This window comes from Kushneria sp. EE4 (genome assembly GCF_977968315.1).
The window spans coordinates 2,683,869-2,708,033 of the sequence record NZ_OZ386212.1 but is presented as its reverse complement, the minus strand read 5'-3'; the positions used below and the strand labels follow the sequence as shown (position 1 = coordinate 2,708,033).

The following is a 24,165-nucleotide window of genomic DNA, read 5'->3' as shown; positions in this document are numbered from 1 at the left end:
GGTCGCCTTAAGGCTGAAATAAAAAACGGCGCCTGAAGGCGCCGTTATCTCAGCAGTTGCCCTTTTTAGCCTGTCCAGGCGGGCAGAAGTTGCCGTTACCGTGGTGATTGCCGTGACCATGATGACCGTCATCAATGATCACGGCCGGCTCCGGATGGATGCGGGCCGGCTGATAGCTGCAGCCTGCCAGAAGGGGGCTTAGTACAAGCGCAACAAGCAGCGTGCGAGTCATGACGGTCATGTGATGAGTTCCTGATGGAGAGTGGCTGCCATGATATCTGCTTGTCTCTGGCTCAAAAGTGCGAGCAGTCCAGGTGTTTCCCGTTATTTCCGGCAGTGGTGGCCGAACCTCGGCGGCGCGTATCTGTCCAACCGCTCCGGAGTGATCATTTTCGGGTGCGTCAGTTTCTGGCACATCCATTGCAGGAGAGCAGCGTTGAAAAAGACAATCGCGGTACTGGCAAGCGCAGGTCTGGTAGGCATGTCGACGTCGGCGCTGGCGTTCAATCTGGGGGACGTCAATCGAGCCATGGAGGCGATGAACAGCCAGAACACGCAGAGTCAGCAGGCGCAGCCTGCCACGCAGCAGCATTCACAGCAGCAGGGGCTTTCCTCGCAGCTGGGTCAGTTTCTGAATCTGGAAAACACGCCGCGTCAGCAGCAGGCCGCGGTGGTGGGTACGACCGATCACAATCTGGGGCAGGCATCGCAGCTGATCAGCCAGCTGACCGATCAGCTGGGGGTGAGCCAGACCCAGGCCATCGGCGGGTCGGCGGCGCTTCTGGCGGCGGCAAAAAACCAGCTGGGCAGTGACCAGTTCAATCAGCTCTCCAATCAGGCGCCGGGCGTGGATGGCCTGCTCTCCAGCGCTCAGGCGCTTTCCGGCAACCAGTCGATGCTGTCGAAACTCTCCGGCATGGGCGGCAACGGCCAGAGCGGGGGCACACCGTCGCTGACCTCGAGTGCCTTCAGCATGCTGGGCATGGATGCCGGCATGGTCAGCCAGTTCGCGCCGGTCATGCTCAACTATCTCGGTCAGGAAGGCGTGTCCAGCAGCCTGCTGGGCTCGCTGGGCGGCATCTGGGGTGCGGCCGGTCGCTAGAGATCTGCTTCTGCACGGGCCGGCGTCTTGCGCCGGCCCGATCTTTCCGGCATCGCCGGCCTGTCGATGCCCTCGCCTAAAGACGTCCCGAAATCTCTTCCCACAGGTTGCGATAGGCCACGGCAGCGGCGGTGCGCGGCGCAAACTGCGCCAGCGGTGCCTGATGGCTGCCCATCTGCTCCACGGAGCTGGCATAGGGGATATTGGCCGATAGATGCGTCGGCCACTGCGTTCGAAACTCTGACACGCTCTCCTGATGCATTTTTCGCCGGCGATCGACCAGGGTCAGAAAGGGCCACAGCGGCGTGGTGATGTTTTCCCCGTCCAGGTATTGCTGTAGCTGGGTCAGGGTTCTCATCGACAGCGTCGTGGGAACCACCGGCACCAGCAGGGCGTCGACGCTTGAAAAGACCTGTTTCGACAGCGTGGTCAGACCGGGCGGGCAGTCCAGAATGATCAGGTCATAGTCATCGCTGACCGGCTTGAGCACCTTGCGCAGGCGACTGTCCTTGCGTCCTTCCAGCAGCATGTCCATTTCGCGGGATTCAAGACTGGCCGGCAGCAAATCCAGATTTGCCATGTCGGTGTCGCGAATGGTCTTTTCAAGCGTGGCCTTGCCCTTGACGAGCTTTTCAACGCCACCGCCGCGAATCCTTGGCTTGTTGCGCAGATAAAAGGTGGTGGCCGCCTGCGGGTCCAGATCCCAGATCAGCACCCGCTGTCCGGCAAGGCCGGCCTGCGCGGCAAGGTTGATGGCCGATGCCGTCTTGCCCACGCCGCCCTTGATACTGTAAAGCGCCAGCATCTGCATATCAGCGTTCCTTTTGATGGCTCTCGGATTGGGTCATGGATCATGGCGCCTTAGTTTGTGTCGGTGTGATGACATTTTGATGACACCGTGCGGCGCGTGCGGTGCGGCCGTGTCGGCATCGGTGGCGGTGATCCTGTGTCATGATGGGTTATCGATACGCAGGATGTTCCGGCAAGAGAGGCAACGACATGGATAGTGATGTGACAGAGCAGACGCTTCACTGGTCCTGGGGCGGCATGACCATCGAAGTGGGTGTGACCCGTCGCGGGCAGGGGCCGGAAGTGTTGCTGCTGCCGGCGCTGTCGAGCATTTCGACGCGCCACGAGATGGATGCGCTGCAGACGCGGCTGGCCGAGCGTTTCACCACGGTCTCGGTGGACTGGCCGGGGTTTGGCGACCGCCCGCGGCCTTTCATGGAGGCCGAGCCGCACATGCTGACGGCCTTTATCGATTACCTGCTCGATGAGGTCGTTTTTCTGCCCGAGATGATCGTGGCCGCCGGTCACGGGGCGGGCATGGTGATCCGGCATCTGGAACAGAATCCGGATGCCGCCGACCGGCTGGTGCTGATCGCGCCGACCTGGCGCGGGCCGCTGCCGACCATGGCCGGCGAGCACAAACCCTGGTTCGGACATCTGCGTGCCTGGTTCGATCGGCCGGTCATCGGGGCGGGCATCTACCGGCTCAACGTCAGCAACTGGTTTTTGCGCCGCATGGCCGGCGAGCACGTCTATGAGACCCCGAACTGGCTGTCGGGGGAGCGTCTGGCTGCCAAGCGCCGGGTGGCGCGCACGCCCGGCGCCCGCCACGGCTCGATCCGTTTCGTGACCGGTGGAGTGGATCCCTTCAGCAGCCGGGAGGCATGCGTGGCCGCACTCAAGGGCGCCAGTGCCCGCACGCTTTTGATCATGAGCGAAAGCATGCCGCCGCGTTCGCGTGCCGAGATGCGCGCCATGGGGGCGCTGCCCCGGGTCGAGACGGTGTTACTGTCCCGCGGTCGGCTGTCGGTGCACGAGGAGTACCCCGATGATGTTGCCGGGGCCATCCTTTCGTGGCATGACGCCCCGCAAGGGCATGGCTGAACCCCGTACCGTCTGATAGCGCGCTGTCACCCGCGTGGCCGGCAGGAATGGCAAATCATGACAGGGGCTGACTGTGCCGAGCCGTCCCTGTCGAGTGAAACGACCTGGCACCCGGTGTATTCTTGACGGGCTGAAACCTCAAAAAAAGAAGGGCTTTGGCTCTGGGAACATCATGTCAGGGGGTAATATGCTTATTGGCGATGTCCGCCTCAAGCGCGTCTATCAGCACTCGACCCATCACGATGGGGCGCGATGGCTGGTGGATCAGGTATGGCCGCGTGGCAAGCGTGAAGAGGAGCTCTCGGTCGAGCGGTGGTATCGCGCCGTGGCGCCGTCGCGCCGTCTGCGTCATGCCTGGGAAAGCGGGCGAATCGATCGCATGACCTTCGAGCGTCGCTATCGTCTGGAACTCAACCCGGGCGATCTCGAGCCGCTGCTGGCTCAGGCGCGTCAGCGCCGGCTGACGCTGGTCAGTGCCGTGCGCGATCTGGAAAGTTCCCATCTGCCCATCCTGCGTGAGGTGATCCTGGAGGCGCTGCGCGGCGAGCGTGTGGTGGGTGAGTCTGCATCGGTGGCCGAGGCGCACTGACGTCGCCGCCACAGGAATACAAAAACGCCCCGACCATGTCGGGGCGTTTTTTTTGCCGGGCGCCCGGCCAATGACAGGGGGTCAGGCGTGCTGGCGCTGCTCGCCACAGCAGGGCGCGATGATGCCGGCGCGCTCGCCCAGTGCCGCCATGTCCAGAATCTCGACGTGACGGCCCTGAATGTTGAGCAATCCCTGCTGCTGGAACCGGCCCAGTACCCGGCTGATGGTTTCGATGGCCAGGCCCAGATAGGTGCCGATATCGCTGCGTGACATCGGCAGGCGAAAGCGCATCGCGTTGTGGCCGCAGCGGTCAAAGCGCACCGAAAGGTTGCGAAAAAAGCTGGCCAGACGCTCATCGGCCGTCTTGCTCGACAACAGCCGCATCAGGCGGCGGTCATCGACGATCTCACGGCTCATGCAGCGATAGAGCTGGTGACGAAGCTCGGGAAGATGCTCCGACAGGCTCTCCAGCCGCTTGAAGGGGATCTCGCAGACCGTGGTGCGCTCAAGCGCGGTCAGAAAGCCCGGGTGGGTGGCGCTGTCGATGCTGTCCAGCCCCACCAGCTCGCCGGGCAGATAAAAGCTGGTGATCTGCTCTTCGCCGTCGGCCTCGATGATGGTCTGCTTGAGGCTGCCGCTGCGCACGGCGTAGACGTTTTCAAACGTCTCGCCCTGCATGTAGAGCGTCTCGCCGCGACTCAGCGGGGCGCGGCGCCGCACGATCGTGTCGAACTGCTCAACATCATCAAGAGACAGGGACAGCGGCAGACACAGAGAGCTCAGCGAGCAGGTCTGACAGCGTGTCTGGTGAAGATGTGAGGTGTTCATGGGCCTGGCCTGTTCCTGTGCATGTGAGTGGTGCGCCGGGCGTGTTCAGGATGAGCGTACTCCATCCTCATGCTGGCGCCGGGCGTCAGTCCTGCCACTGGATACCCGCGCCCTAGAGCAGCCGGGAAAACTGTCGGCGACGCTCGGCCGGCAGACGGGTGTCAAAGGTCATGGCCAGCTGGCGTATCAACAGTCGTCCCATGGGCGTGACCATCAGCGAGTGCTTATCATATTCGATGAGGCCGTCTCGTCGAAAGGTGGCAAGCCTTTCAAACACGTCGGCAAAATAGTATGACGCATTGATGCCGAAGGCGGCTTCGAGGGCATCAAAATCGAGGTGCATGTCACACATCAACCGATGAATCACGTGACGGCGCAGTCGATCATCGGCGCTCAGGCGTACCCCGCGAGCGGTGGCCGGTTGGCCGTGATCGATGGCGTCCTGCCAGGTTTCCAGCTGCACGGCATTCTGGGCATAGGCATCGTCGATCTGGCTGATGGCCGAAACGCCCAGACCGACCAGGTCACAGTGAGCATGGGTGGTATAGCCCTGAAAATTGCGCTGCAGCGCGCCGTCACGCTGTGCCACGGCCAGGCTGTCCTCCGGCTTTGCGAAGTGATCCATGCCGATGTGGATATAGCCCGCCTGCGTCAGCTTCTCCACCGTCATACACTGGATGGCCAGGCGGGTGGCCGTGTCCGGCAGGTCCGAGGCGTTGATGCGCCGCTGGGGCAGAAAGCGCTCGGGCAGATGGGCGTAGTTGAACACTGACAGCCGGGCCGGGGCCATGTCGATCACCTGATCCAGGGTGTCAGCAAAGCTTGCCACGCTCTGATGCGGCAGGCCGTAGATCAGATCAAGATTGAGTGAGCGAAAGCCCAGCCGGTGCGCCTCGTCGATCAGGTTTTCACTCAGCTCGCGCGGCTGCACCCGGTTGATGGCCTTTTGCACGCGCCCGTCCAGATCCTGTACGCCAAGACTCAACCGGTTAAACCCCAGCGACTGCAGATGACGCAGGGTGTAAACGTTGGCCTCGCGCGGATCGATCTCGATGGCAAAGTCGCGGTCGGGATGATCGGAGAGGGTGAAATGCTCGCCCAGCTGATCCATCAGCCGGCTCATCTGATCCAGATCGAGAAAGGTCGGCGTGCCGCCCCCCCAGTGAAGCTGCTCCACCGTGCGACCTTCGTCCAGATGACGGGCCATCAGGCTCATTTCGCGACTCAGCCGGTTCAGATAGGGCTCTGCCATGGCGGTCTGACGGGTGGCAATGCGGTTGCAGCCACAGTAAAAGCAGATGCGCCGGCAAAAGGGAATGTGGACGTACAGCGACAGCGCGCGCGCGGTGGCGTTGCTGCGTGCAAGAGCCTGCGTCAGCTGGTCTGCGCCGAAGTGATCGGTAAAGGCGGTGGCGGGGGGATAGGACGTATAGCGTGGCCCGGCGCCGTCGTAACGCTCAAGCAGTGTCGCGTCCGGAGAAAACGGGGCATCAAAACGGCCGGGTCGGGGAGCAGGTGACAACATGGGCAACGCTCGTGGCAGGCAGTGAGACTGCCATGCTACGAGCGTCGTCATGACCGGCGTCTGATCTGGATCAAATCATGCCGGATGAGGCATCGTCATCCGGTCTTTCAGCCGACGCGAGCGTCGCTGTCCATGTGACGCGCCACGCGCGACATGGTGCTGGTCAGCTCGATGGCCAGGGTCAGATCGGCCAGTTCGCGCGGCGAAAAGGTGTTGATGGCCATCATGCGGGTGCTGGCATCCACCGGGCGAAAGTGGGTAAAGGACTCACACCAGGCAAGGGCGGCGCGCTCGCGGGCGGTAAAGCGGTCGGAATCGGCCCAGCGTGCCAGCTCGCGAAGCTTGTCGGCATCAATGCCCAGCGCTTCGGCTTCGCTGACGCGCAGATTCTCGCAGTTGTCGCAGCCGCCGTTGATCTGCGAGGTACGAAGCTCTGCCAGACAGCGAATGGAAGGGTCGAGACTGCAATGTCGTACCGCACGGGTGGTGTGGTAGATATCGGTCGCATCGATTCGCTTGGGTCGTTCACCGGTCATGACGGTACCTCAAAATGGTATGAATCTGGTCCTATTTAACGCCCTTGGCAGAAATTAATCCACAGCCTGCCTTTACAAAGTTGAGCGCGGTTTAAACTTTTATAGTTTCGACAACCTGCTGTGGCATGGGTCTTTTGCGCCGCCCGTACCCCTGCCGGGCGGCGCAGTCTGTCAGGAGGACGCTGACGCCATGCGTGCGTCAGTGTGATCCGTTCGACGCCGTCGCTGCAAGTAGATGATCAGCCCCAGTACCAGAAGGGCCGGTATCCACAGCCACTCCTTGGCAAAACGCTCGCGCGGCAGGGCCACCGAGGTGATCGTCTGATCCATGTCAAAGCCCAGCTCGCTGGCCTGACTGCCCCAGGTGGTCATGTCTACAAGCGTGGTGTCTCCATCCTGACGAAGCGCGAGCCCCAGGTTGTCGAGTCGCGCCTGACCGGTCTCGCCTTCAACGGCCGGGACTTCGACCACAAGGCTCATGGGCGCGCCGTAATCGTTGAGCCCCTCGATGCCGACCCGCAGCGACTGCTCCGGGCCCAGCTCGCCGTAGGCCTGGGCAAACTGCGCCGGCGGCATCTGCTCATAGGGCGATACGATCATGTCCTGCCAGAAGCCGGGCCGGAACAGCGTAAAGGCGACCAGCAGCAGCAAAATGGTGTCATACCAGCGGTTGCGCACGATAAACCAGCCCTGTGTCGCTGCAGCAAAGACCAGCATGGCCAGAGTCGCCACCACGAAGATCAAAATGCCGTGCCAGAGATCGACATTGATCAGCAAAAGATCGGTATTGAAGATGAACAGAAACGGCAGCGCGGCGGTACGCAGGCTGTACCAGAAGGCCTGAAAGCCGGTGCGGATCGGGTCGGCGCCCGAAATGGCGGCGGCGGCAAAGGAGGCCAGCCCCACCGGCGGGGTGACATCGGCCATGATGCCGAAATAGAACACGAACAGATGCACCGCGATCAGCGGCACGATCAGCCCCTGCTGCTGACCCAGCTGCACGATGACCGGCGCCAGCAGCGCCGACACCACAATGTAGTTGGCAGTGGTTGGCAGCCCCATCCCCAGAATCAGGCTCAAAACGGCGGTGAGCAGCAGCATCAAAAAGAGACTGCCCATCGACAGGTGCTCGACCAGATCCGCCAGCACCAGCCCGACGCCGGTCTGTGACACCGCCCCGACAATGATGCCCGCCGTGGCGGTGGCAATACCGATGCCCACCATGTTGCGCGCGCCATCCACCAGCCCGCTCCAGAGATCCAGCACGCCCTGGCGCAGGTTCTCGCCCAGGGCAAGCCGGCCGCGGAAGAAAGCACTCAGCGGACGCTGCGTCACCATGATGACCATCATCAGCACGGTCGCCCAGAAAGCCGACAGTCCCGGCGAGAGCCGCTCGACCATCAGACACCAGACCAGCACCACCACCGGCAGCAGATAGTGCAGCCCCACCATGACGGTCGGTCGGGTCTGCGGCAGCGTCGTGATGCTGCTGTCGGGCGTGTCGGTTTCAAGCTCCGGATAGCGTGCACCCAGCTTCAAAAGGCCGATATAAATCACCATCAGCGCGATCGACACCACCCAGGGAGTGGAATCACCCAGTACCGGCTTGAGCCAGCCCAGCCCGTAATAGACCGCCGCACTCAGCGCCATCAGGCCCACCAGTCCGGTGGCAAAGCCCAAAAGCTTGAAAAGCCAGGGCTTTGGCGGATTGGCGCTCGTAAGCCCCTGCATGCCGGCCTTCATGGCTTCGAGATGCACGATATAAAACAGCGCGATATAGGAGATCATCGCCGGTAAAAAGGCGTGCTTGATCACCTCGACATAGGGAATGCCGACGTATTCGACCATCAAAAAGGCGGCCGCGCCCATGACCGGCGGCATGATCTGGCCGTTGACCGAGGAGGCGACTTCAACGGCGCCGGCCTTGGTCGGAGAGAACCCAACGCGCTTCATCATCGGGATGGTGAACGTGCCGGTGGTGACCGTATTGGCAATCGAGGAGCCCGAAATCAGACCGGTCAGCCCCGAGGCCACCACGGCCGCCTTGGCCGGCCCGCCGCGGTAGTGGCCCAGCATCGAAAAGGCCACCTTGATGAAATAATTGCCGGCGCCGGCCTTGTCGAGCAGGGCGCCAAAAAGCACGAACAGGAAAACAAAGCTGGTGGACACGCCCAGCGCGATGCCGAACACCCCCTGGGTGGTCAGCCACTGATGGTTGATCAGGGCATCAAAGCTCACACCGCGATGGGCGAGCATGCCCGGCATGTACGGGCCGGCCAGCGAATAGCCCAGAAAGACCAGCGCCACGATCATCAACGGCGGCCCGAGCGCCCGGCGGGCGCCTTCCAGCAGCAGTACCAGCCCGGTCACGCCCACGATGACATCCTGCAGGATCGGGTTGCCGGGACGACCGGAGAGCTGGGCGTAGAATAGATAGATATACAGCGCGCAGAAGGCGGCCACCACCGCCAGCACCCAGTCCGTGATCGGAATGCGATCCTTTGGCGAGCGCTTGAGCGCCGGCCAGGAGAGAAAGGCCAGAAAAAGCGCAAAGCCCAGGTGAATCGAGCGCGCCTCGGTGGCACTGAACACGCCAAAGCCCATGAGATAGGGCAGCGGCGAGGTAATCCAGAGCTGAAACAGGGACCAGGCAACGGCCACGGCCAGCAACAGGCGCCCTGTGAGGCCCTGTAGCTGGCGTCCGCCGGTATCGGCAGCGGCCGCCAGCTCTTTGGCATCCACGCTCTGGTGCTCGGTTGAAGAGGGAGTCGTGTTCATGTCCGCATCCTCTGGCGGCAGGACCTTTCCGGAATAGCGGCCCGGATCGGAAATGACACAACGCCCCCGAGTGGGAGCGTTGCACCGTCAACAATGATCAACGGGCCGTGGTGACCACGGCCCGGGTCAGACCGGCTTACTCGCTGAGCCAGCCCTTTTCCTGATAGTAGCGCTTCGCCCCTTCGTGCAGCGGCGCCGACAGGCCCTGATTGACCATGGTTTCCGGTTCAAGCGTGGCAAAGGCGGGGTGGAGCTTCTTGAAACGCTCGAAGTTATCGAACACGGACTTGACCGCAGCGTAGACCAAGTCGTCGTCGACCTTCTCGGCGCTGACCAGCGTGGCGCCAACACCAAAGGTCTTCACGTCATCCGGATTGCCCTTGTACATGCCGCCGGGGATGTCATAGAAGCTGTAGTAGGGGTGCTCTTCCACCAGCTTCTGGATCACGTCACCGTCGAGCGGAATGATGCGGGCATCGACCGTGGTGGTGGCTTCCTGAATCGAACCGTTGGGGTGACCGGCCACAAAGACCATGGCGTCGATGTTGTTGTCGGCAAGGGCGGAGGCCTGTTCGGCGCTGTCAAGCTCCGAGGTCAGGGCGAAGTCGCTGGTGGTCCAGCCCTTGGCAGCCATTACGACTTCCATGGTGGCGCGGTTGCCCGAGCCCGGGTTGCCGATATTGACGCGCTTGCCCTTGAGATCGTCCAGCGTTTCGATGCCGGAATCGGCGCGCGCCACCAGGGTGAGCGGCTCACCGTGCATGGCAAAGACGCTGCGCAAATCCTCGTGCGCGCTGCCTTCGAACTGGCCTTCACCGTTGTAGGCGTTGTACTGCACGTCGGACTGGGCCACGCCCATGTCCAGATCGCCGTTTTCGATGCCGTTGACGTTGGCGACCGACGCACCGGTTGACGGCGCGTTACAGCGATAGCCGCTGTCACCCTGGTTGACGAAGCGGCAGATCGACTGACCGACCACGTAATAGACACCGGTCTGACCGCCGGTGCCGATGGTCATGAACTGCTGCTGACCGGCCTGAGCGCTGGTTGTGGAGAGCGCAAGCGCCCCCAGCGTCATGACGGTCGCCGACAGCATCGAGGCAAGAGTCTGGCGTTTGATCATGAGAAGGTTCCTTTTTATGGCTTGTTATCCCTTGTGACAGGCCGGGCCTGTCAGGTGACGCTACGTTACTGCCGCAATGACAGGACTGCAAAACGACCATCTTACTAGCTTAAGTCTCATTAAAGGATTCGGGGTGGGGTGGCCGGGCTTTTTCGGCCGATGTGATGATAAAAATCAATCATCGAAGGGTCGCGCTGCAACCATGGTTTCCTATAGCATCATGATGAAACGATCGTAACGAGGTTGCCTGCCATGTCCTTTGAGTCCTTCAATCCCCCGACGCGCCTTCTGATGGGCCCGGGACCGATCAATGCCGACCCGCGCGTGCTGCGTGCCATGTCCGCCCCGCTGATCGGCCAGTACGACCCCGCCATGACCGCCTGCATGAACGAGACCCAGGCGCTGTATCGCGACGTCTTTCGCACGAAAAACGATGCGACGCTTTTGATCGATGGCACCTCGCGCGCTGGGATCGAGGCGGTGCTGGTCTCGCTGATCGAGCCGGGCGATCGGGTACTGGTCCCGGTCTTCGGCCGCTTCGGCCATCTGCTGCGCGAGATCGCCGAGCGCGCCGGCGCCGAGGTGCACATCATCGAGGTCGAATGGGGCGAGGTCTTCACGCCCGAGCAGGTCGAGACCGCCATTCGTGACGTGCGCCCGAAGGTGCTCGCCATGGTGCAGGGCGACACCTCCACCACCATGTGCCAGCCGCTTGAAGCGATCGGACAGATCTGCCGCGCGCATGACGTGCTGTTTTACACCGACGCCACCGCCTCGCTGGCCGGCAACGCGCTGGACACCGACGCCTGGCAGCTCGACGCCGTCACGGCCGGACTGCAGAAGTGCCTGGCCGGGCCCTCCGGCAGCGCGCCGACCACGCTGTCGCCGCGCGCCGTCGAATGCATCCGCGCGCGCTCGCATGTCGAAGCCGGGCTGGTCGGCGACGGCCATGATGCCGGTCGCGGCGTGCGTATCCGCTCGAACTATTTCGATCTGTCGATGATTCTCGACTACTGGGGCGAGGCGCGGCTCAATCACCATACCGAAGCCACCAGCATGCTGTATGGCGCGCGCGAATGCGCAAGGCTGCTGGTCAACGAAGGCATGGATCAGGCCGTGGCCCGTCACGCTCTGCACGGCGGCGCGCTGACCAACGGACTGTCGGCGATGGGGCTCAAACTCTTTGGCGATCAGGGCCATCGCATGAACAACGTGGTCGGCATCTACATTCCCGACGGCGTGGAAGGCGAGGTGCTGCGCCGCACCCTGCTGGAAGACTACGCCATCGAGATCGGCACCTCCTTCGGCCCGCTGCACGGGCGCATCTGGCGCATCGGCACCATGGGCTACAACGCCCGTCGCGACACCGTCATGACCACCCTGGCCGCGCTTGAGGAAGTGCTGCGTCAGGCCGGGGTGAGCATCACCGCCGGCAGCGGCGCCGGCGCCGCGCGTGAGGTCTATCAGCAAAACCCACAGCAGGCCCCGGGGAGCGCTCATGCATAACGGGGAATCCATCGTTGCGGCCTGTGATCAGCTCGCCGCCATCTCGGCCGATGCCGGTCAGCTCACGCGCTGCTACCTGACGCCGGAGCACGCCCGCGCCAACGCGCAGCTGGCGCAGTGGATGCAGGATGCCGGCATGCAGACCTGGCAGGACGCCGCCGGCAATCAGTGGGGGCGTCTGGAAGGCAATGACCCGTCCCTGCCGGCGCTGCTACTGGGCTCGCACTCGGACAGCGTGATCAACGCCGGGCGCTATGACGGCCCGCTGGGCGTGCTGCTGGCCATCGGCGTGGTGGCGCGTTTAAACGCCGCCGGACAGCGTCCGACCCGCTCGGTGGAGGTGGTCGCCTTTGCCGATGAAGAGGGCACCCGCTTTGGTACGGCGCTGCTGGGCAGCCGCGCCGTGGCCGGCAGCTGGGACCCGGCCTGGTGGGAGATCACCGGTCGTGACGGCGTGACGCTGCGCCAGGCGTTTGTCGATTTTGGCCTCGACCCCGAGCGGGTGGGTGATGCCGCCCGCGCCCCCGAGTCCGTGGCCGGCTATCTGGAAGCGCACATCGAACAGGGCCCGGTGCTGGAAGCCGAGCGCCGCTCGCTGGGCGTGGTCACGGCGATTGCCGGGGCACGGCGCTTTAGTATCACTATTGGCGGTGAGGCGGGTCACGCCGGCACCACGCCGCTGGCGCTGCGTCGTGACGCGCTGTCCGGGGCGGCCGAGGCGATCGTTGCCATCGAAACGCTGGCGCGCGCCGCCGGCATCGTCGCCACGATCGGCTCGCTGGAAACCTTTCCCGGTGCGGTCAACGTCATCCCCGGCGAGGTGCGCATGACGCTCGACATTCGTGCCGAGCGCGACGAGGACCGCGACCGGACGCTGGCGGCCATTCGTGAAACCTGTGATCGCATCGGCGAGACCCGCGGGCTGGTCTGGCACTGGCACGAGACCCACTCGGCGCCGGCGGTGGCCTGCTCCCCGCAGATGATCGAGGCGTTGTCCGGCGCGATTGGCAGCGTGATCGGCACCGACACGGGCCCGGTCCTGCGCCTGGCCAGCGGTGCCGGGCACGACGGCATGGCGATGGCCGGCATCTGTGACATCGGCATGCTGTTTGTGCGCTGCGACCGCGGCATCAGTCATCATCCGGACGAGTCGGTACAGGCCCGCGATGTGGATGACGCCCTCAACGCCATGAGCGGCGCCGTCACTGAGCTTGTGCGCTGATACCGCCTGCCAGGCACACGCCGGGCAGCGCGCTGTCCGGCTTTTGAGGCGAGATCATCATGGAACAGCATCTGGGTCAGCGGCTGCGCCAGCAGTTTGACCAGCTCACGCCCAACGAGCAGAAGGTCGCCGGGTTCATCCTCGATCACTTCGACGATGTCGCCGTCTACAGCGCCGCGGATCTGGCCCGGCTGACCGGGGTCTCCAAGGCCACGGTCAGCCGGCTCTTTCGCCGTCTGGGGTTTGCAAGCTTCAGCGAGGTGCGCCAGCACGCCCGTGAGCTTCGCTATCACGGCGTGCCGCTGGTCACCGACTCGAGCGCGCTGGGCAGCGGGCTGGAGCGCTTTCAGCGCCACTTCGAGCGCGAGCGCGACAACCTGCACCAGATGCTGGCGGCCATCGACGCTGTCACCTTCGATGCCCTGATCGAGGCGCTCGACCGGGCCCCCGAGGTGCTGGTGATCGGCTATCGCAACGGCTATCCGCCGGCCCTGCACCTGCGCCAGCAGTTGATGCAGGTGCGCCCCGGTGTGCGCCTGGCGCCGCTGCCGGGTCAGTCGCTGGGCGAGGAACTGGTCGGCGTGCCAAAGGGCACGCTGGCCATCGTCATGGGCTTTCGACGCCGGGCGCACGGGTTCTCGAGTCTGCTCGAGCAGCTCAAGGGAGGCGGTGTGGACACGCTTTTGATCGGTGACCCCACCCTGGCCGCTACCGGAGCGTCCCCCACCTGGCAGCTGGAGTGCCCGCTGGACAGCGTCTCTGCCTTTGACAGCTACACCTCGGTGATGAGCCTGATCAATCTGCTGTCCAACGCGCTGCTGCACAAGCGCCTCGGCGAGGGGCGTGCACGTATCGATGCCATTAGTGAGGCCTATTCAGGTCTGGAAGAACTCTCCTGAGTTGACGCCTGACTTTGATCCGAGGCGGCCTGCGGGCCGCCTTTTTTGTGTCCATTGGAGGGCAGAACGTGCATTTTCTGCACCGCGGATGTGCAGTTTGCCGGCCGAAAGAGCCTGATGGATCAGTCATGAGACGGCCTGGTGTGCGCTGCGAAAGGGCGCTGCACCAGACTGGCACGAAGGTTGCAATGCTCCTGTGTCATACCTCAAACAGCGCCTGTCAGGCCAGGGAGTGCACATGAGTGACGTCATCGAGCGTGTGGACCGCAGCGTCTGGGTCAAGGGGGCGCCCGAGCGCCGCGCGGCGGTCATGGGGCGCGGCCCGCTGGCCGGGCGACGGCTGGCGGTGAAGGATCTTTTTGATATCGAAGGCGAGATCACCGGCGCCGGCAATCCCGACTGGGCCGCCGCCCAGCGCCCGGCACAGCGTACGGCGCCTGCCGTGCAGGCACTGCTGGACGCCGGCGCGGACCTTGCCGGCAAGACCCAGACCGACGAGTTCGCCTACAGCCTCAACGGCGCCAACATGCACTACGGGACACCGGTCAATCCGAAGGCGCCCGAGCGTCTGCCGGGCGGCTCCAGCTCCGGTTCGGCGATTGCCGTGGCACGCGGCGAGGCCGATATCGGCCTGGGCACCGACACCGGCGGCTCGATTCGCATCCCGGCCAGCTACAACGGGTTGTGGGGGCTTCGTCCCACGCACGGTGCGATCGGCTGTGACGGGCTCGTCCCGCTGGCGCCCTGCTTTGATACGGTGGGCTGGCTGTGTCGGGATCACGACACCCTGGCCGGCGTGGCCGACGCGCTGTTGCCGCGCCCCCATCATGAGGCGTTTGATAGCGTCATGACGCTGCTGGTGCCCGAGGCACTGGCCGGGGAGGCGTCACGCTTTCACCAGACGCTTGGTGCCCGGCAGGACCTGCTGGTCCAGTCGCTTTCCAGCCAGTGGCTGGCCCATCTGGGGCGCACCTTTCGCGTGCTGCAGGGGCGTGATATCTGGCGGGCGCACGGTGCGTGGATGACCCGCGAACAGCCGCGGCTGGCGCCGGATATCGAGGCGCGTTTCCAGTGGTGCGCCACCCTGACCGAGTCGGACGAGCAGGTCGCGCTCAAGGCGCGCGCGGAGATCATCGACGCGCTGCGTACCTTCAGTGATGACGGCGCCCAGCTGCTGGCCCTGCCCACCGCGCCGGGCGCCTCGCCGCTTCTGAGTCTGACCGGCCAGCCCCTTGAAGCCTATCGTGAGCATTTGATGGGCATGACGGCGCTGGCCGGGCTGTGGGGGGCGCCGCAGCTTTCCATGCCGCTTTTGACGGACAACCGGCAAGGCGGTGGCCACGCGCCCTGGGGGGTATCGCTTCTGGGCGCCCCGGGTCAGGATCGACGCCTGGTGGCGCGGGCCCGGGCCTATCGCGCATAGGCATAAAACGACCCGGCCGTTATGATGCGCTTCTGCCCGGGCGCATCGATCCACACTGGCGCCATGGGAACATGACTCACAGGAGCCTCCATGGCCGCCATACTCGCGATACTGCCCATTTTCACGCTGATCGTGGTCGGCTACGTGCTGGGCTGGCGGCAGTGGCTGACGCCGGCCAGCGCCGGCGGGCTCTCCTGGGTGACCTTCCGCCTGTTTCTGCCCTGCCTGCTGTTGACCGGCATCGCGCGTGCGCCGCTGGGCGATGCCCTGTCGCCGCTTTTGCTGGTGGTCTACTTCATCCCGGCGCTTTTGCTGTTTACCGGGTTCAATCTCTATGTTCGCCGACGCACGGGCGAGGCCTCCGCCATCGGTCTGGCGGCCAGCTACTCCAATAACGTTCTGATCGGCATTCCGCTGGTCACGGCGCTGTTCGGCCACGACGGGCTGGTCTATCTCTTTGCGCTGCTGGCAGTCCACAGCCTGATCCTCTTTTCGACCCAGTCGCTGTATGCCGCGCTCGGCCAGGGCCGCGAGCAGCGACCCAGCGTGCTGAGCCTTTTGAAAACGCTGGCCAATCCGCTGGTGGTAGGGCTTTTGATGGGCGTGGTGATCAACGTCACGGGGATCGAGCTGCCGCAGCCGCTGTGGCAGGTGCTGGACTGGCTGGCCCGCGCGGCGCTGCCGTGTGCGCTGATCGTGGTCGGCGTGGGGCTGACCCGCTATCAGCTGCGCACCTCGCCCACCATCTGGGCGGTCTGCATTGGCAAGCTGGCCGTCTTCCCCATCATGGTGCTGGCGCTGGGCAGTCTTGTGCCGGGGCTGGCACCGATGGCGCTGCACGTGCTGGTGCTGGCGGCTGCCGGGCCGATCGGGGTGAACGTGCTGGCCTTTGCCAGACCCGGTGAGGAACAGCATACCGTGGGGGCGAGCATTTTCCTCTCGACGCTGCTGGCCGCGGGCACGCTGCCGCTGTGGATGCTGGCGATGGGCTAGCCCGCCGCAATTGCGGCGGGCCGGAGGGCAGGGGTGGTTCCTAGCGCGGCGCCGGGGCGTGATGCTCATGCCAGTGGCGGGCGATGTCTACACGGCGGGTGACCCACACCCGGTCATGCGCCTCGATGTGATCGAGAAAGCGCTGCAGGGCGCGAAAGCGTCCGGGCCGGCCGATCAGGCGGCAGTGCAGGCCGATCGAGAGCATCTTCGGCGCCTCGGCACCTTCCTCGTAGAGCACGTCAAAGGCATCGCGCAGGTAGTTGAAAAACGGGTCGCCGTAGTTGAACCCGCCCGGCGAGGCGAAGCGCATGTCGTTGGTGTCCAGCGTGTAGGGCACCACGAGATGATCGCGCGTCTCGCCATTGGCGTTATCGACCGACGTCCAGAAGGGCAGGTCGTCGCCGTAGTAATCCGAGTCGTAGAGAAAGTGTTCCTGCTCGCCCACCAGCGCACGGGTGTTGGGGCTGTCACGGCCGGTGTACCAGCCCAGCGGCAGCTCGCCGGTCAGCTCTCGATGCAGTTCGAGCGCCTGCACCATCATGGTGCGCTCCTGTTCGAGGCTCATGTCCTGATAGTGAATCCAGCGCAGACCGTGACAGGCGATCTCGTGACCCGCCTCCTTGAAGGCGCTGACCACTTCCGGGTGGCGTGCCATCGCCATGGTGACGCCAAACACCGTCAGCGGCAGGTTACGACGCTCGAACTCGCGCAGCACGCGCCACACGCCGGCGCGTGAGCCGTACTCGTAGAGCGATTCCAGACTCATGTGGCGATCGGGGTAGGGGGCGGCGCCGACGATGTCGGAAAGAAACGTCTCGCTGTGGGCATCGCCATGCAACACGCTGTTCTCGCCGCCTTCCTCGTAGTTGAGCACGAACTGCACCGCGACCCGGGCCCGGCCCGGCCATTTCGGGTCCGGGGGATTGGCGCCATAGCCGCGCAGATCGCGAGGGTAGTTATCGAGATAAAGATCGTGGCTCATGACAGGCTCCGGCTCAGGTGTTCAAAGGCGCCGTACAGCGGTTTGGCCAGCGGGGCGGCGCGATCCCCTCGTTTGGAGACCGGATAGCCGGTGGCACTGGCCGCTTCCAGCAACGCCACGCCGGCGGTCACGCCGTCGATGACCGGCACGCCCAGCGTGTCACCCAGCCGCTCGGCCAGCTCGCTCATGCCGGCGCAGCCCAGCAGGATGGCGTCGCTGTCATCCAGCTCGATGGCGGCGCGGCAGGCGGCCAGCAGCGTGTCGTAGACGCTGTCATCGTCGGATTCAAACGCCGCGACCGGCAGTTCGCAGGCGTGCAGCCCGGCGCACTGCTCGCGCTTGCCGTATTCATGCAGCAACCGCTCGGCGATCGGCAGAGTGCGCGCCAGCGTGGTGACCACCGAGAAACGCCGCGCCACCATGGTGGCCATCTGCATGCCGGCCTCGGCCACGCCCATCACGGGGACAGAGGCCACCTCACGCGCGGCGGCCAGGCCCGGGTCGCCGAAGCAGGCGATCAGGTAGCCATCGACGCGCGTGTCGCCGCGCTCGGTCTCGATCATGCGCTCTAAAAGACCCGGCACCGCAATGGCCTCGTCAAAGTGGCCTTCAAGGCTTGCCGGGCCGTGGCGCGAGGTGTGCATAAGGATCTCGCCGCGCGCGACGCGTCGGGCGCTGGTAGCGATGCCTTCGCTCATGGCGGTGCTGGTGTTGGGATTGATGACACAGATGGTCGGGGTATGAGAGGTCATGAAGCACTCGGTTCGCGGTGGTGGCCAAAAAGATGTTCGAAATCGGGCAGGGCGTCGCCGCCGGCGGTGAAATCAAGGCTCGCCTCGATGTCGGCCAGGTGCTGATGCATCCAGTGCTGGATGGCGGCGAGCTCGCCCGTCGCCAGCAGGTCGATCAGGGCCGGGTGTTCACAGGGACAGCCGGCCCGGTGGCGCCCGTAGACGGCAATGATCAGAGAGGTGCGCGAAATCAGCTGGGAGAGCGCTTCGGACAGCGATGCGTTGCCGGCAACCGCCATCAGCCGCGTGTGAAAGCGCGCTGACAGACGAATGGCCTGTTCACGGCTGGCGTGGTGCTCCTGATCGGCAATCGTGGACAGGGCCTCGAGGTCTTCCGGCGTGAGGCGGGTGACCACCTCGGCCAGCAGCGTCCCTTCAAGCAGGCGCCGCGCCCTGAAAACGTCGCGCGCCTCGCTCGGGGTGGGGCTGGTGATCTGGGCGCCGCGGTGGGCGCGAAGCGTCACCAGCTGCTCCAGCGCCAGACGCTGCAGCACGCGACGAATCATGGTGCGACTCACGCCGAAGGCGCCGGCCAGCGCGTCTTCCGGCAGCCGGGCCCCGGGGGAAAGACGATGCTCGACGATGGCCTCCCACAGCGCCTGATAGATCGCATCATCGCTGCGGGTCTCGCGCCCGGTGGCAAGACCTGCCAGCAGGTGGAACTGACCGGTATCGTTCATGGGGCTCCTGTCATGCTTTTGCTGTCGAATGCTCTCCCTCGGGATTGTATACAAGCATTTTCCATGCCACTGCCTTCAAACGCCTGTCCTGGGCAGGTGATACAGGAAAGGGCGCTATCAAAAAGATCCGGTAACTGCATGATAACGGCCAAAGGAGCTCTTTTTTGGTGCATATCGTGTCGTTTCAGCACTTTTATGGTGCATGCCTGATGCAGCCTTTCGACCTTGGTCTTAGCCCTCTGGCGCAACAAAAAAGCCTGAAAAACAACCATTCCAGCCAAAAAATACCGATACAACAACAGCTTGTGGCCAAAGAACAAATTTTTACCCTGGATGGCATCAATCTGGCACGGGGATTGTATACGAACAAGTGACAGGCAATATCCGCCATCCGGCCATCGCAGGGCTGCCAGCGGCAGCGTAACGATCCTTCATGGAGTCGCTCATGAACAGCACCAAGACCGAGGGGCAGATGCCCGCTGCACCCGATCCGCACCTCTATAACGAGGATCTGGCGCCGGCCAGACAGGACTGGAATGCCTACAACATTTTTGCCTTCTGGATGGCCGATATTCACAGCGTCGGGGGCTACGTGCTGGCGGCCAGCCTGTTCGGCCTGGGGCTGATGGGCTGGCAGGTACTGATTTCGCTGCTGGTCGGCATCCTGGTGGTGCAGATCTTTGCCAACGCCGTGGCGCGGCCCAGCCAGCGCACCGGCGTGCCCTTTCCGGTCATCTGTCGCATGGCGTTTGGCACGAAAGGTGCCAACGTGCCGGCAGTCATTCGCGGGCTGATCGCGGTGGTGTGGTACGGCATTCAGACCTGGCTTGCCTCCAACGCGCTGCTGCTGGTGCTGCTGCGCTGGTTCCCGGGGCTCGAGTCCTGGACCCAGGTGAGCTTTGTGGGACTGTCCGCGCTGGGCTGGCTGTGCTTTGCGCTGATGTGGGTGCTCCAGGCACTGGTGTTCTGGCGCGGCATGGACACCATCCGGCGTTTCAACGACTGGGCCGGGCCGCTGGTCTATGCGGTCATGTTTGCCCTTGCCGGCTGGATCGTCTGGAGTGCCGGCCCGAGCAACATCAGCCTGTCGCTGTCGAATCAGACCTTAAGCGGCGGGGAAGCGCTGTGGCAGATGGTGGTTGCCGCGGTACTGGTCGCCGGTTACTTCGCCGGCCCCACGCTCAACTTTGGTGACTTCTCGCGCTACTGCGCCACCGAGAAGGCCGTGCGTCGCGGCAACTTCTGGGGGCTGCCGGTCAACTTTTTGGTGTTTTCCATCATCACCGTGGTGGTGGTCTCCGGTACGCCGCAGGTCTTTGGTGAAATGCTGACCGACCCGATCGAAACCGTGGCCCGCATCGACAGCGTCACCGCCGCCGTGCTGGGCGTGTTTGCCTTTGTGGCCGCCACTATCGGCATCAACATCGTGGCGAACTTTGTGGCGCCGGCGTTTGATTTCTCCCACGTCGCGCCGGAAAAAATCAGCTGGCGCATGGGCGGCATGATCGCCGCGGTCGGCTCGATCTTTCTGACACCGTGGAATCTGTTCAACAACCCCGAACTGATCCACTACACGGTCGGCGTGCTGGCCGGTTTGATCGGGCCGCTCTACGGCATCATCCTGATGGATTTCTACAAGGTACGCCGTCAGAAGATCGATCTGGACGCGCTGTTTTCCTCTGCAGATGGCAGCACCTACCACTATCAGCGCGGGGTCAACCCCGTCGCGCTGCGCTCCCTGATCATGGGGGGGCTGGTGAGCGTGCCGATCAGCCTGGCGCCGCTGGGCGATATCAGCAGCTTTGCCGTGTTCTTCGGCGGCGGCGTGGCCGCACTCGCCCACGGCTGGCAGTCCGGGCTGTGGCGGCGCGGCGCCCCCGGCAAGGCGGCTGCTTCCCGCTCCTGAGACGTTGGTGATCCGCTAAAAGGGCATCAGCCATGACGCATGGCTGGTGCCCTTTTTCATGGCGGCTTTTCGACGGCCGGTGCAAAAGCCCATTCGACTTTAGCCGTAAAGAGTCGGTGTCTATACTGCACGCCGTCCTTCGGGGCCGCGCTGTCACGACCGTTTGGCTGCCCCGACTCACATCCATTCATGATGTGCGGCCCGGACCGCCACGCTGTCGGGGCCGTACGCTTGTGTAACGATCTGCAGGAGCAGGATCATGTCCCTTGCATTGATGGCGCTGGCCATCGCCGCCTTTGGCATTGGCACCACCGAATTCGTGATCATGGGGCTGCAGTCGGCCGTCATGGCCGATCTTGATATCACGCGGCTGCAGGCCGGGCTACTGGTGTCCGGCTATGCCATGGGCGTGGTGATCGGCGGGCCGATACTGGCCGTGATCTCCTCAAAAATGCCGCGCAAGGCGACCCTGATGGGCCTGATGGGCATCTTTATCGTGGGTAATCTGGCCTGTGCGCTGGCACCCGGCTACGCCACGCTGATGATGGCGCGCGTGTTTACGGCGCTCTCCCACGGCGCCTTTTTCGGCATCGGCGCGGTGACGGCGGCCAGCCTTGTGGTGCCTGAAAAGCGCGGTCAGGCCATCTCGCTGATGTTTGCCGGGCTCACGCTTGCCAACGTGCTGGGCGTGCCCTTTGGCACCTTTCTGGGGCAGCTGGCCGGCTGGCGCTCGACCTTCTGGGCCGTCACCCTGATCGGTATCGTTGCGGTACTGTCGCTGTGGCGGTGGGTACCGAGCCATCTGCCGCGCAGTGAGGGACGCGTGCTGGGCGAGTTTGCCGCCCTCAAGAGCAAAACCGTGCTGATGGCGCTGTTGTGCAGCGTGCTGGCCTCCAGCAGCCTCTTTGCGGTCTATTCCTACATCGAGTCTCTGCTCACCGAGGTTACCGGCATTCCCACCGGCTGGGTGGCCTGGGTGCTGTTGCTGTTCGGCGCCGGTCTGACGCTGGGCAGCGTGGTCGGCGGCCGGCTCTCCACGGGGCGACTGATGCCGCCGGTGGTCGGACTGATGCTGATGACCGCGGCCATTTTGATGATTTTCGGTATCACCGTGCATACGCCGCTGGCCGCACTGGTGACGCTGTTTTTGTGGGGCGTGGTGTCGTTTGCGCTGGTGCCGATTCTGCAGCTTCTGATCGTCGATCAGGCGGTGGAGGCGCCCAATCTGGCCTCGACCCTCAACCAGAGCGCCTTTAACCTGGGCAACGCCTTCGGCGCCTGGCTGGGCGGCATGGCGCTGGAGCGCGCGCTGCCGCTGGAAGATCTCCCCTGGCTGGGCAGCGCCGTGATGCTGGTGGCGCTGGTGGCCGCCCTGTGCACCTGGCGGGTGCTCAATCATCGTCTCGGCCGGGTGCAGGACCGGGCGCACCGCGAGGCTCAGGCCGACACCGCCACGGTGCAGTAGCCCGGCCCCGCGCCGGGGCAGGCTCAGCCGCTGTCGGGGCCGAAGGTCTGCGGCAGATACAGGATCAGGTCGGGGAAGAAGATCAACAGCGCGATCACGCCCAGCATGACCAGCAGATAGAGCATGGTGGTGCCGAGTGCCTGCAACAGCGGAATGCCGCCGATGCGCGCCGAGATCATCAGACACAGCCCGTAGGGCGGCGTGATCAGCCCAAGGCCGAGCGCCATGACGCTGATCACGCCGAACTGTAGCGGGTCGATGCCGGCCTGGGCGGCCAGCGGCTGAAAGATGGGCGCCAGAATCGCCATCGCCGGCAGCGAGTCCATGAAGGTGCCGACCAGCAGCATGACCACTGCAATCACCACCAGCAGTACGGTCGGGTCGGTGATCTCCACACCCACCATCAGCTGCGGCGGAATGCGATAAAAACTGATCAGATAGCCAAAGATCGCCGCGCCCACCAGGCTGAACAGCGACAGTGAGCAGAGTCGGACGGTATCGGTCGAGGCGTCCAGCACGCTTTTGAAGTTCAGCTCGCGATAGACCACAAAGCCCAGCAACAGCGCATAGAGTACCGCCATTACTGCCGCCTCGGTCGGCGTCATGATGCCCAGCGTAATGCCGCCGATGATCAAAACCGGGATGCCGGCGGCCAGCAGACCGTCCTTGCCGGAATGCAGGATCTCTTTGAACGTGGCGCGCTTGCGGGTGGGTACGTCGTAGCGGCGCACGTAGCCCAGGTTCATTAAAAGCTGCGTGATGGCGATCAAAATCCCGGGAATGATGCCGCCCAGAAAGAGTCCGGCAATCGAGGTGCTGGTCAGTGCGCCCCAGACGATCATGTTGATCGATGGCGGAATGATGATGCCCATGACGGACGAGGCGGCCGTCACCGCCACGCTGAAGTGCGCCGGATAGCCCTCCTTTTTCATCGCCGGAATCAGCACCGTCCCGATACCGGCGCTGTCGGCGGTCGAGGAGCCCGAGACGCCGGCAAAGAGCATGCTGACCAGCACGTTGACATGCGCCAGCGCCCCCTTGAAGTGCCCGACCAGATTGAGACACAGCGTGATCAATCGGTCGGTGATGCGCGCGGCGTTCATCAGATTGCCGGCCAGCAGAAACAGCGGCACGGCCAGCAGCACAAACGAATCCATGCCGTAGTACATGCGCTGGAACAAAATCCAGGGCGTCAGACGCGGGTCGAGCACGATCACGCTGAACGAGGTCAGCACCAGCGCCATCGCAATGGGCACGCCCAGCACGATCAGTACACCCAGCAGCACGAACAAAAGCCAGGGCAGCAGAAACAGCAGATCACCCGTCATCATGAACGTTTCTCCTGTGGGTCGTTGCGGGCAGTGGGTGGGGTGTCGATGTCGGCGGTGGGCGGGGCCGTCTCGTCGATGTTCGAGGGGGTGTCGAGCTCGCCCTCCATGACGTCCAGCCCCTGAGTGGCGCCGAGCAGCAGCCGCTGCAGACTGAACAGCACGATCAGCACGCCGCAGACCAGAAACGCCGAATAGGTCACGACCATCGGCAGCTGGGAGGCGCTGGCGATCCGGTTAAAGCCGGAGGCGGCAAACGCCTGGCCAAACACGATGAAGATGACGCCCACGCTGAGACAGGCCAGATCGCGCAGCACTCGCGTCAGCCGGCCCATCCACGTGTGGCGGGCAAAGGCTTCCAGCACGAAGTGATCGGCGTGCAGCACCCCGATCGCTGTGCCCAGCATGATCATCCATTGAAAGGCGAAGCGGCTGAGCTCCTCGGTGGCATGAACCGTGGGCAAAACGCCCAGATTGCGGCTGGCGATCTGATAGAGAATCAGCAGGATAAAGCCCGCCAGCAAGAGCAACAGCACGACGTTGAGCGCTCGCTCTATGGCGCGGTTGAATCGGCCCAGGGCCGCGATGAATCCCAT

At 64.0% G+C, this 24,165-nt stretch carries 23 protein-coding genes; 11 read left to right on the top strand and 12 right to left on the bottom strand.

The annotated features are described in order from the left end of the window. Positions 1-49: 49 nt before the first annotated feature. Positions 50-241, bottom strand: a complete 192-nt coding sequence (locus ACXMYO_RS12305) for a hypothetical protein (protein ID WP_438765039.1) — start codon at positions 239-241, stop codon at positions 50-52. A gap of 195 nt (positions 242-436) precedes the next feature. Here ACXMYO_RS12305 and ACXMYO_RS12300 point away from each other — a divergent pair, with 195 nt between their 5' ends. Next, positions 437-1,102: a DUF2780 domain-containing protein gene (locus ACXMYO_RS12300; protein ID WP_438765037.1), complete on the top strand. Its 666-nt coding sequence runs from the start codon at positions 437-439 to the stop codon at positions 1,100-1,102. A 76-nt stretch (positions 1,103-1,178) separates the two neighbouring features. On the opposite strand, the gene ACXMYO_RS12295 is transcribed toward ACXMYO_RS12300, so the two are convergent. After that, positions 1,179-1,913 (bottom strand): ParA family protein, encoded by a 735-nt coding sequence (locus ACXMYO_RS12295; protein WP_457808929.1) that lies wholly within the window; start codon positions 1,911-1,913, stop codon positions 1,179-1,181. Between the two features lie 188 nt (positions 1,914-2,101). On the opposite strand from ACXMYO_RS12295, the gene ACXMYO_RS12290 reads away from it, so the two are divergent. Together ACXMYO_RS12290 and ACXMYO_RS12285 are read left to right on the top strand one after the other, a co-directional pair. Continuing rightward, the gene (locus tag ACXMYO_RS12290) at positions 2,102-2,995 is read left to right on the top strand and encodes an alpha/beta fold hydrolase (RefSeq protein WP_438765033.1); all 894 of its coding nucleotides are present in this window, start codon (positions 2,102-2,104) and stop codon (positions 2,993-2,995) included. Positions 2,996-3,182: 187 nt separating this feature from the next. Continuing rightward, positions 3,183-3,584, top strand: coding sequence for a DUF488 domain-containing protein (locus ACXMYO_RS12285; RefSeq protein ID WP_438765032.1), 402 nt, complete (start codon positions 3,183-3,185; stop codon positions 3,582-3,584). A gap of 81 nt (positions 3,585-3,665) precedes the next feature. Here ACXMYO_RS12285 and fnr read toward each other — a convergent pair whose 3' ends face one another. The 5 genes from fnr to ACXMYO_RS12260 all read right to left on the bottom strand — a co-directional run bounded on the left by fnr (position 3,666) and on the right by ACXMYO_RS12260 (position 10,374). Continuing rightward, positions 3,666-4,412 (bottom strand): fumarate/nitrate reduction transcriptional regulator Fnr, encoded by a 747-nt coding sequence (fnr, locus tag ACXMYO_RS12280; protein WP_438765030.1) that lies wholly within the window; start codon positions 4,410-4,412, stop codon positions 3,666-3,668. 112 nt (positions 4,413-4,524) lie between these two features. Continuing rightward, entirely contained in the window at positions 4,525-5,937 is a 1,413-nt protein-coding gene (hemN, locus tag ACXMYO_RS12275) for an oxygen-independent coproporphyrinogen III oxidase (protein WP_457808928.1), read from the bottom strand. 107 nt (positions 5,938-6,044) lie between these two features. Then, positions 6,045-6,473, bottom strand: a complete 429-nt coding sequence (locus ACXMYO_RS12270) for a carboxymuconolactone decarboxylase family protein (RefSeq protein ID WP_438765028.1) — start codon at positions 6,471-6,473, stop codon at positions 6,045-6,047. A 171-nt stretch (positions 6,474-6,644) separates the two neighbouring features. Continuing rightward, entirely contained in the window at positions 6,645-9,251 is a 2,607-nt protein-coding gene (locus ACXMYO_RS12265) for a TRAP transporter permease (RefSeq protein ID WP_457808927.1), read from the bottom strand. 136 nt (positions 9,252-9,387) lie between these two features. Continuing rightward, the gene (locus ACXMYO_RS12260) at positions 9,388-10,374 is read right to left on the bottom strand and encodes a TAXI family TRAP transporter solute-binding subunit (RefSeq protein WP_438765025.1); all 987 of its coding nucleotides are present in this window, start codon (positions 10,372-10,374) and stop codon (positions 9,388-9,390) included. Between the two features lie 252 nt (positions 10,375-10,626). On the opposite strand from ACXMYO_RS12260, the gene ACXMYO_RS12255 reads away from it, so the two are divergent. The 5 genes from ACXMYO_RS12255 (at position 10,627) to ACXMYO_RS12235 (ending at position 16,417) form a co-directional block, all read left to right on the top strand. Next, complete coding sequence (locus tag ACXMYO_RS12255) at positions 10,627-11,880, top strand: pyridoxal-phosphate-dependent aminotransferase family protein (protein ID WP_457808926.1); 1,254 nt, start codon at positions 10,627-10,629, stop codon at positions 11,878-11,880. Beyond that, on the top strand, positions 11,873-13,102 hold the full coding sequence (locus ACXMYO_RS12250) for an allantoate amidohydrolase (RefSeq protein ID WP_457808925.1): 1,230 nt from the start codon (positions 11,873-11,875) through the stop codon (positions 13,100-13,102). The genes ACXMYO_RS12255 and ACXMYO_RS12250 overlap by 8 nt, the downstream gene beginning before the upstream one ends. Before the next feature lie 59 nt (positions 13,103-13,161). Further along, entirely contained in the window at positions 13,162-14,001 is an 840-nt protein-coding gene (locus ACXMYO_RS12245; RefSeq protein WP_457808924.1) for a MurR/RpiR family transcriptional regulator, read from the top strand. Positions 14,002-14,239: 238 nt separating this feature from the next. Then, the gene (locus ACXMYO_RS12240) at positions 14,240-15,424 is read left to right on the top strand and encodes an amidase (RefSeq protein ID WP_457808923.1); all 1,185 of its coding nucleotides are present in this window, start codon (positions 14,240-14,242) and stop codon (positions 15,422-15,424) included. A gap of 90 nt (positions 15,425-15,514) precedes the next feature. Beyond that, positions 15,515-16,417, top strand: coding sequence for an AEC family transporter (locus tag ACXMYO_RS12235; RefSeq protein ID WP_457808922.1), 903 nt, complete (start codon positions 15,515-15,517; stop codon positions 16,415-16,417). A gap of 40 nt (positions 16,418-16,457) precedes the next feature. On the opposite strand, the gene puuE is transcribed toward ACXMYO_RS12235, so the two are convergent. The 3 genes from puuE to ACXMYO_RS12220 are packed head-to-tail and all read right to left on the bottom strand — an operon-like array spanning position 16,458 to position 18,870. After that, a complete protein-coding gene (gene puuE / locus ACXMYO_RS12230; RefSeq protein WP_457808921.1) occupies positions 16,458-17,399 on the bottom strand; it encodes an allantoinase PuuE in 942 nt (313 codons plus the stop codon). After that, on the bottom strand, positions 17,396-18,151 hold the full coding sequence (locus ACXMYO_RS12225; RefSeq protein ID WP_438765015.1) for an aspartate/glutamate racemase family protein: 756 nt from the start codon (positions 18,149-18,151) through the stop codon (positions 17,396-17,398). The genes puuE and ACXMYO_RS12225 overlap by 4 nt, the downstream gene beginning before the upstream one ends. Continuing rightward, complete coding sequence (locus ACXMYO_RS12220) at positions 18,148-18,870, bottom strand: GntR family transcriptional regulator (protein WP_438765013.1); 723 nt, start codon at positions 18,868-18,870, stop codon at positions 18,148-18,150. Before ACXMYO_RS12220 ends, ACXMYO_RS12225 begins: the two co-directional genes overlap by 4 nt. 164 nt (positions 18,871-19,034) lie before the next feature. On the opposite strand from ACXMYO_RS12220, the gene ACXMYO_RS12215 reads away from it, so the two are divergent. The 3 genes from ACXMYO_RS12215 (at position 19,035) to ACXMYO_RS12205 (ending at position 22,241) form a co-directional block, all read left to right on the top strand. Continuing rightward, the gene (locus tag ACXMYO_RS12215; RefSeq protein WP_438765012.1) at positions 19,035-19,244 is read left to right on the top strand and encodes a hypothetical protein; all 210 of its coding nucleotides are present in this window, start codon (positions 19,035-19,037) and stop codon (positions 19,242-19,244) included. A 71-nt stretch (positions 19,245-19,315) separates the two neighbouring features. Further along, positions 19,316-20,776: an NCS1 family nucleobase:cation symporter-1 gene (locus ACXMYO_RS12210; RefSeq protein WP_438765011.1), complete on the top strand. Its 1,461-nt coding sequence runs from the start codon at positions 19,316-19,318 to the stop codon at positions 20,774-20,776. 259 nt (positions 20,777-21,035) lie between these two features. Next, a complete protein-coding gene (locus ACXMYO_RS12205) occupies positions 21,036-22,241 on the top strand; it encodes an MFS transporter (RefSeq protein WP_438765010.1) in 1,206 nt (401 codons plus the stop codon). A gap of 23 nt (positions 22,242-22,264) precedes the next feature. Here ACXMYO_RS12205 and ACXMYO_RS12200 read toward each other — a convergent pair whose 3' ends face one another. Together ACXMYO_RS12200 and ACXMYO_RS12195 are read right to left on the bottom strand one after the other, a co-directional pair. Then, positions 22,265-23,572, bottom strand: a complete 1,308-nt coding sequence (locus tag ACXMYO_RS12200) for a TRAP transporter large permease (protein ID WP_115855191.1) — start codon at positions 23,570-23,572, stop codon at positions 22,265-22,267. Next, on the bottom strand, positions 23,569-24,165 hold the full coding sequence (locus ACXMYO_RS12195) for a TRAP transporter small permease subunit (RefSeq protein ID WP_438765009.1): 597 nt from the start codon (positions 24,163-24,165) through the stop codon (positions 23,569-23,571). The genes ACXMYO_RS12200 and ACXMYO_RS12195 overlap by 4 nt, the downstream gene beginning before the upstream one ends.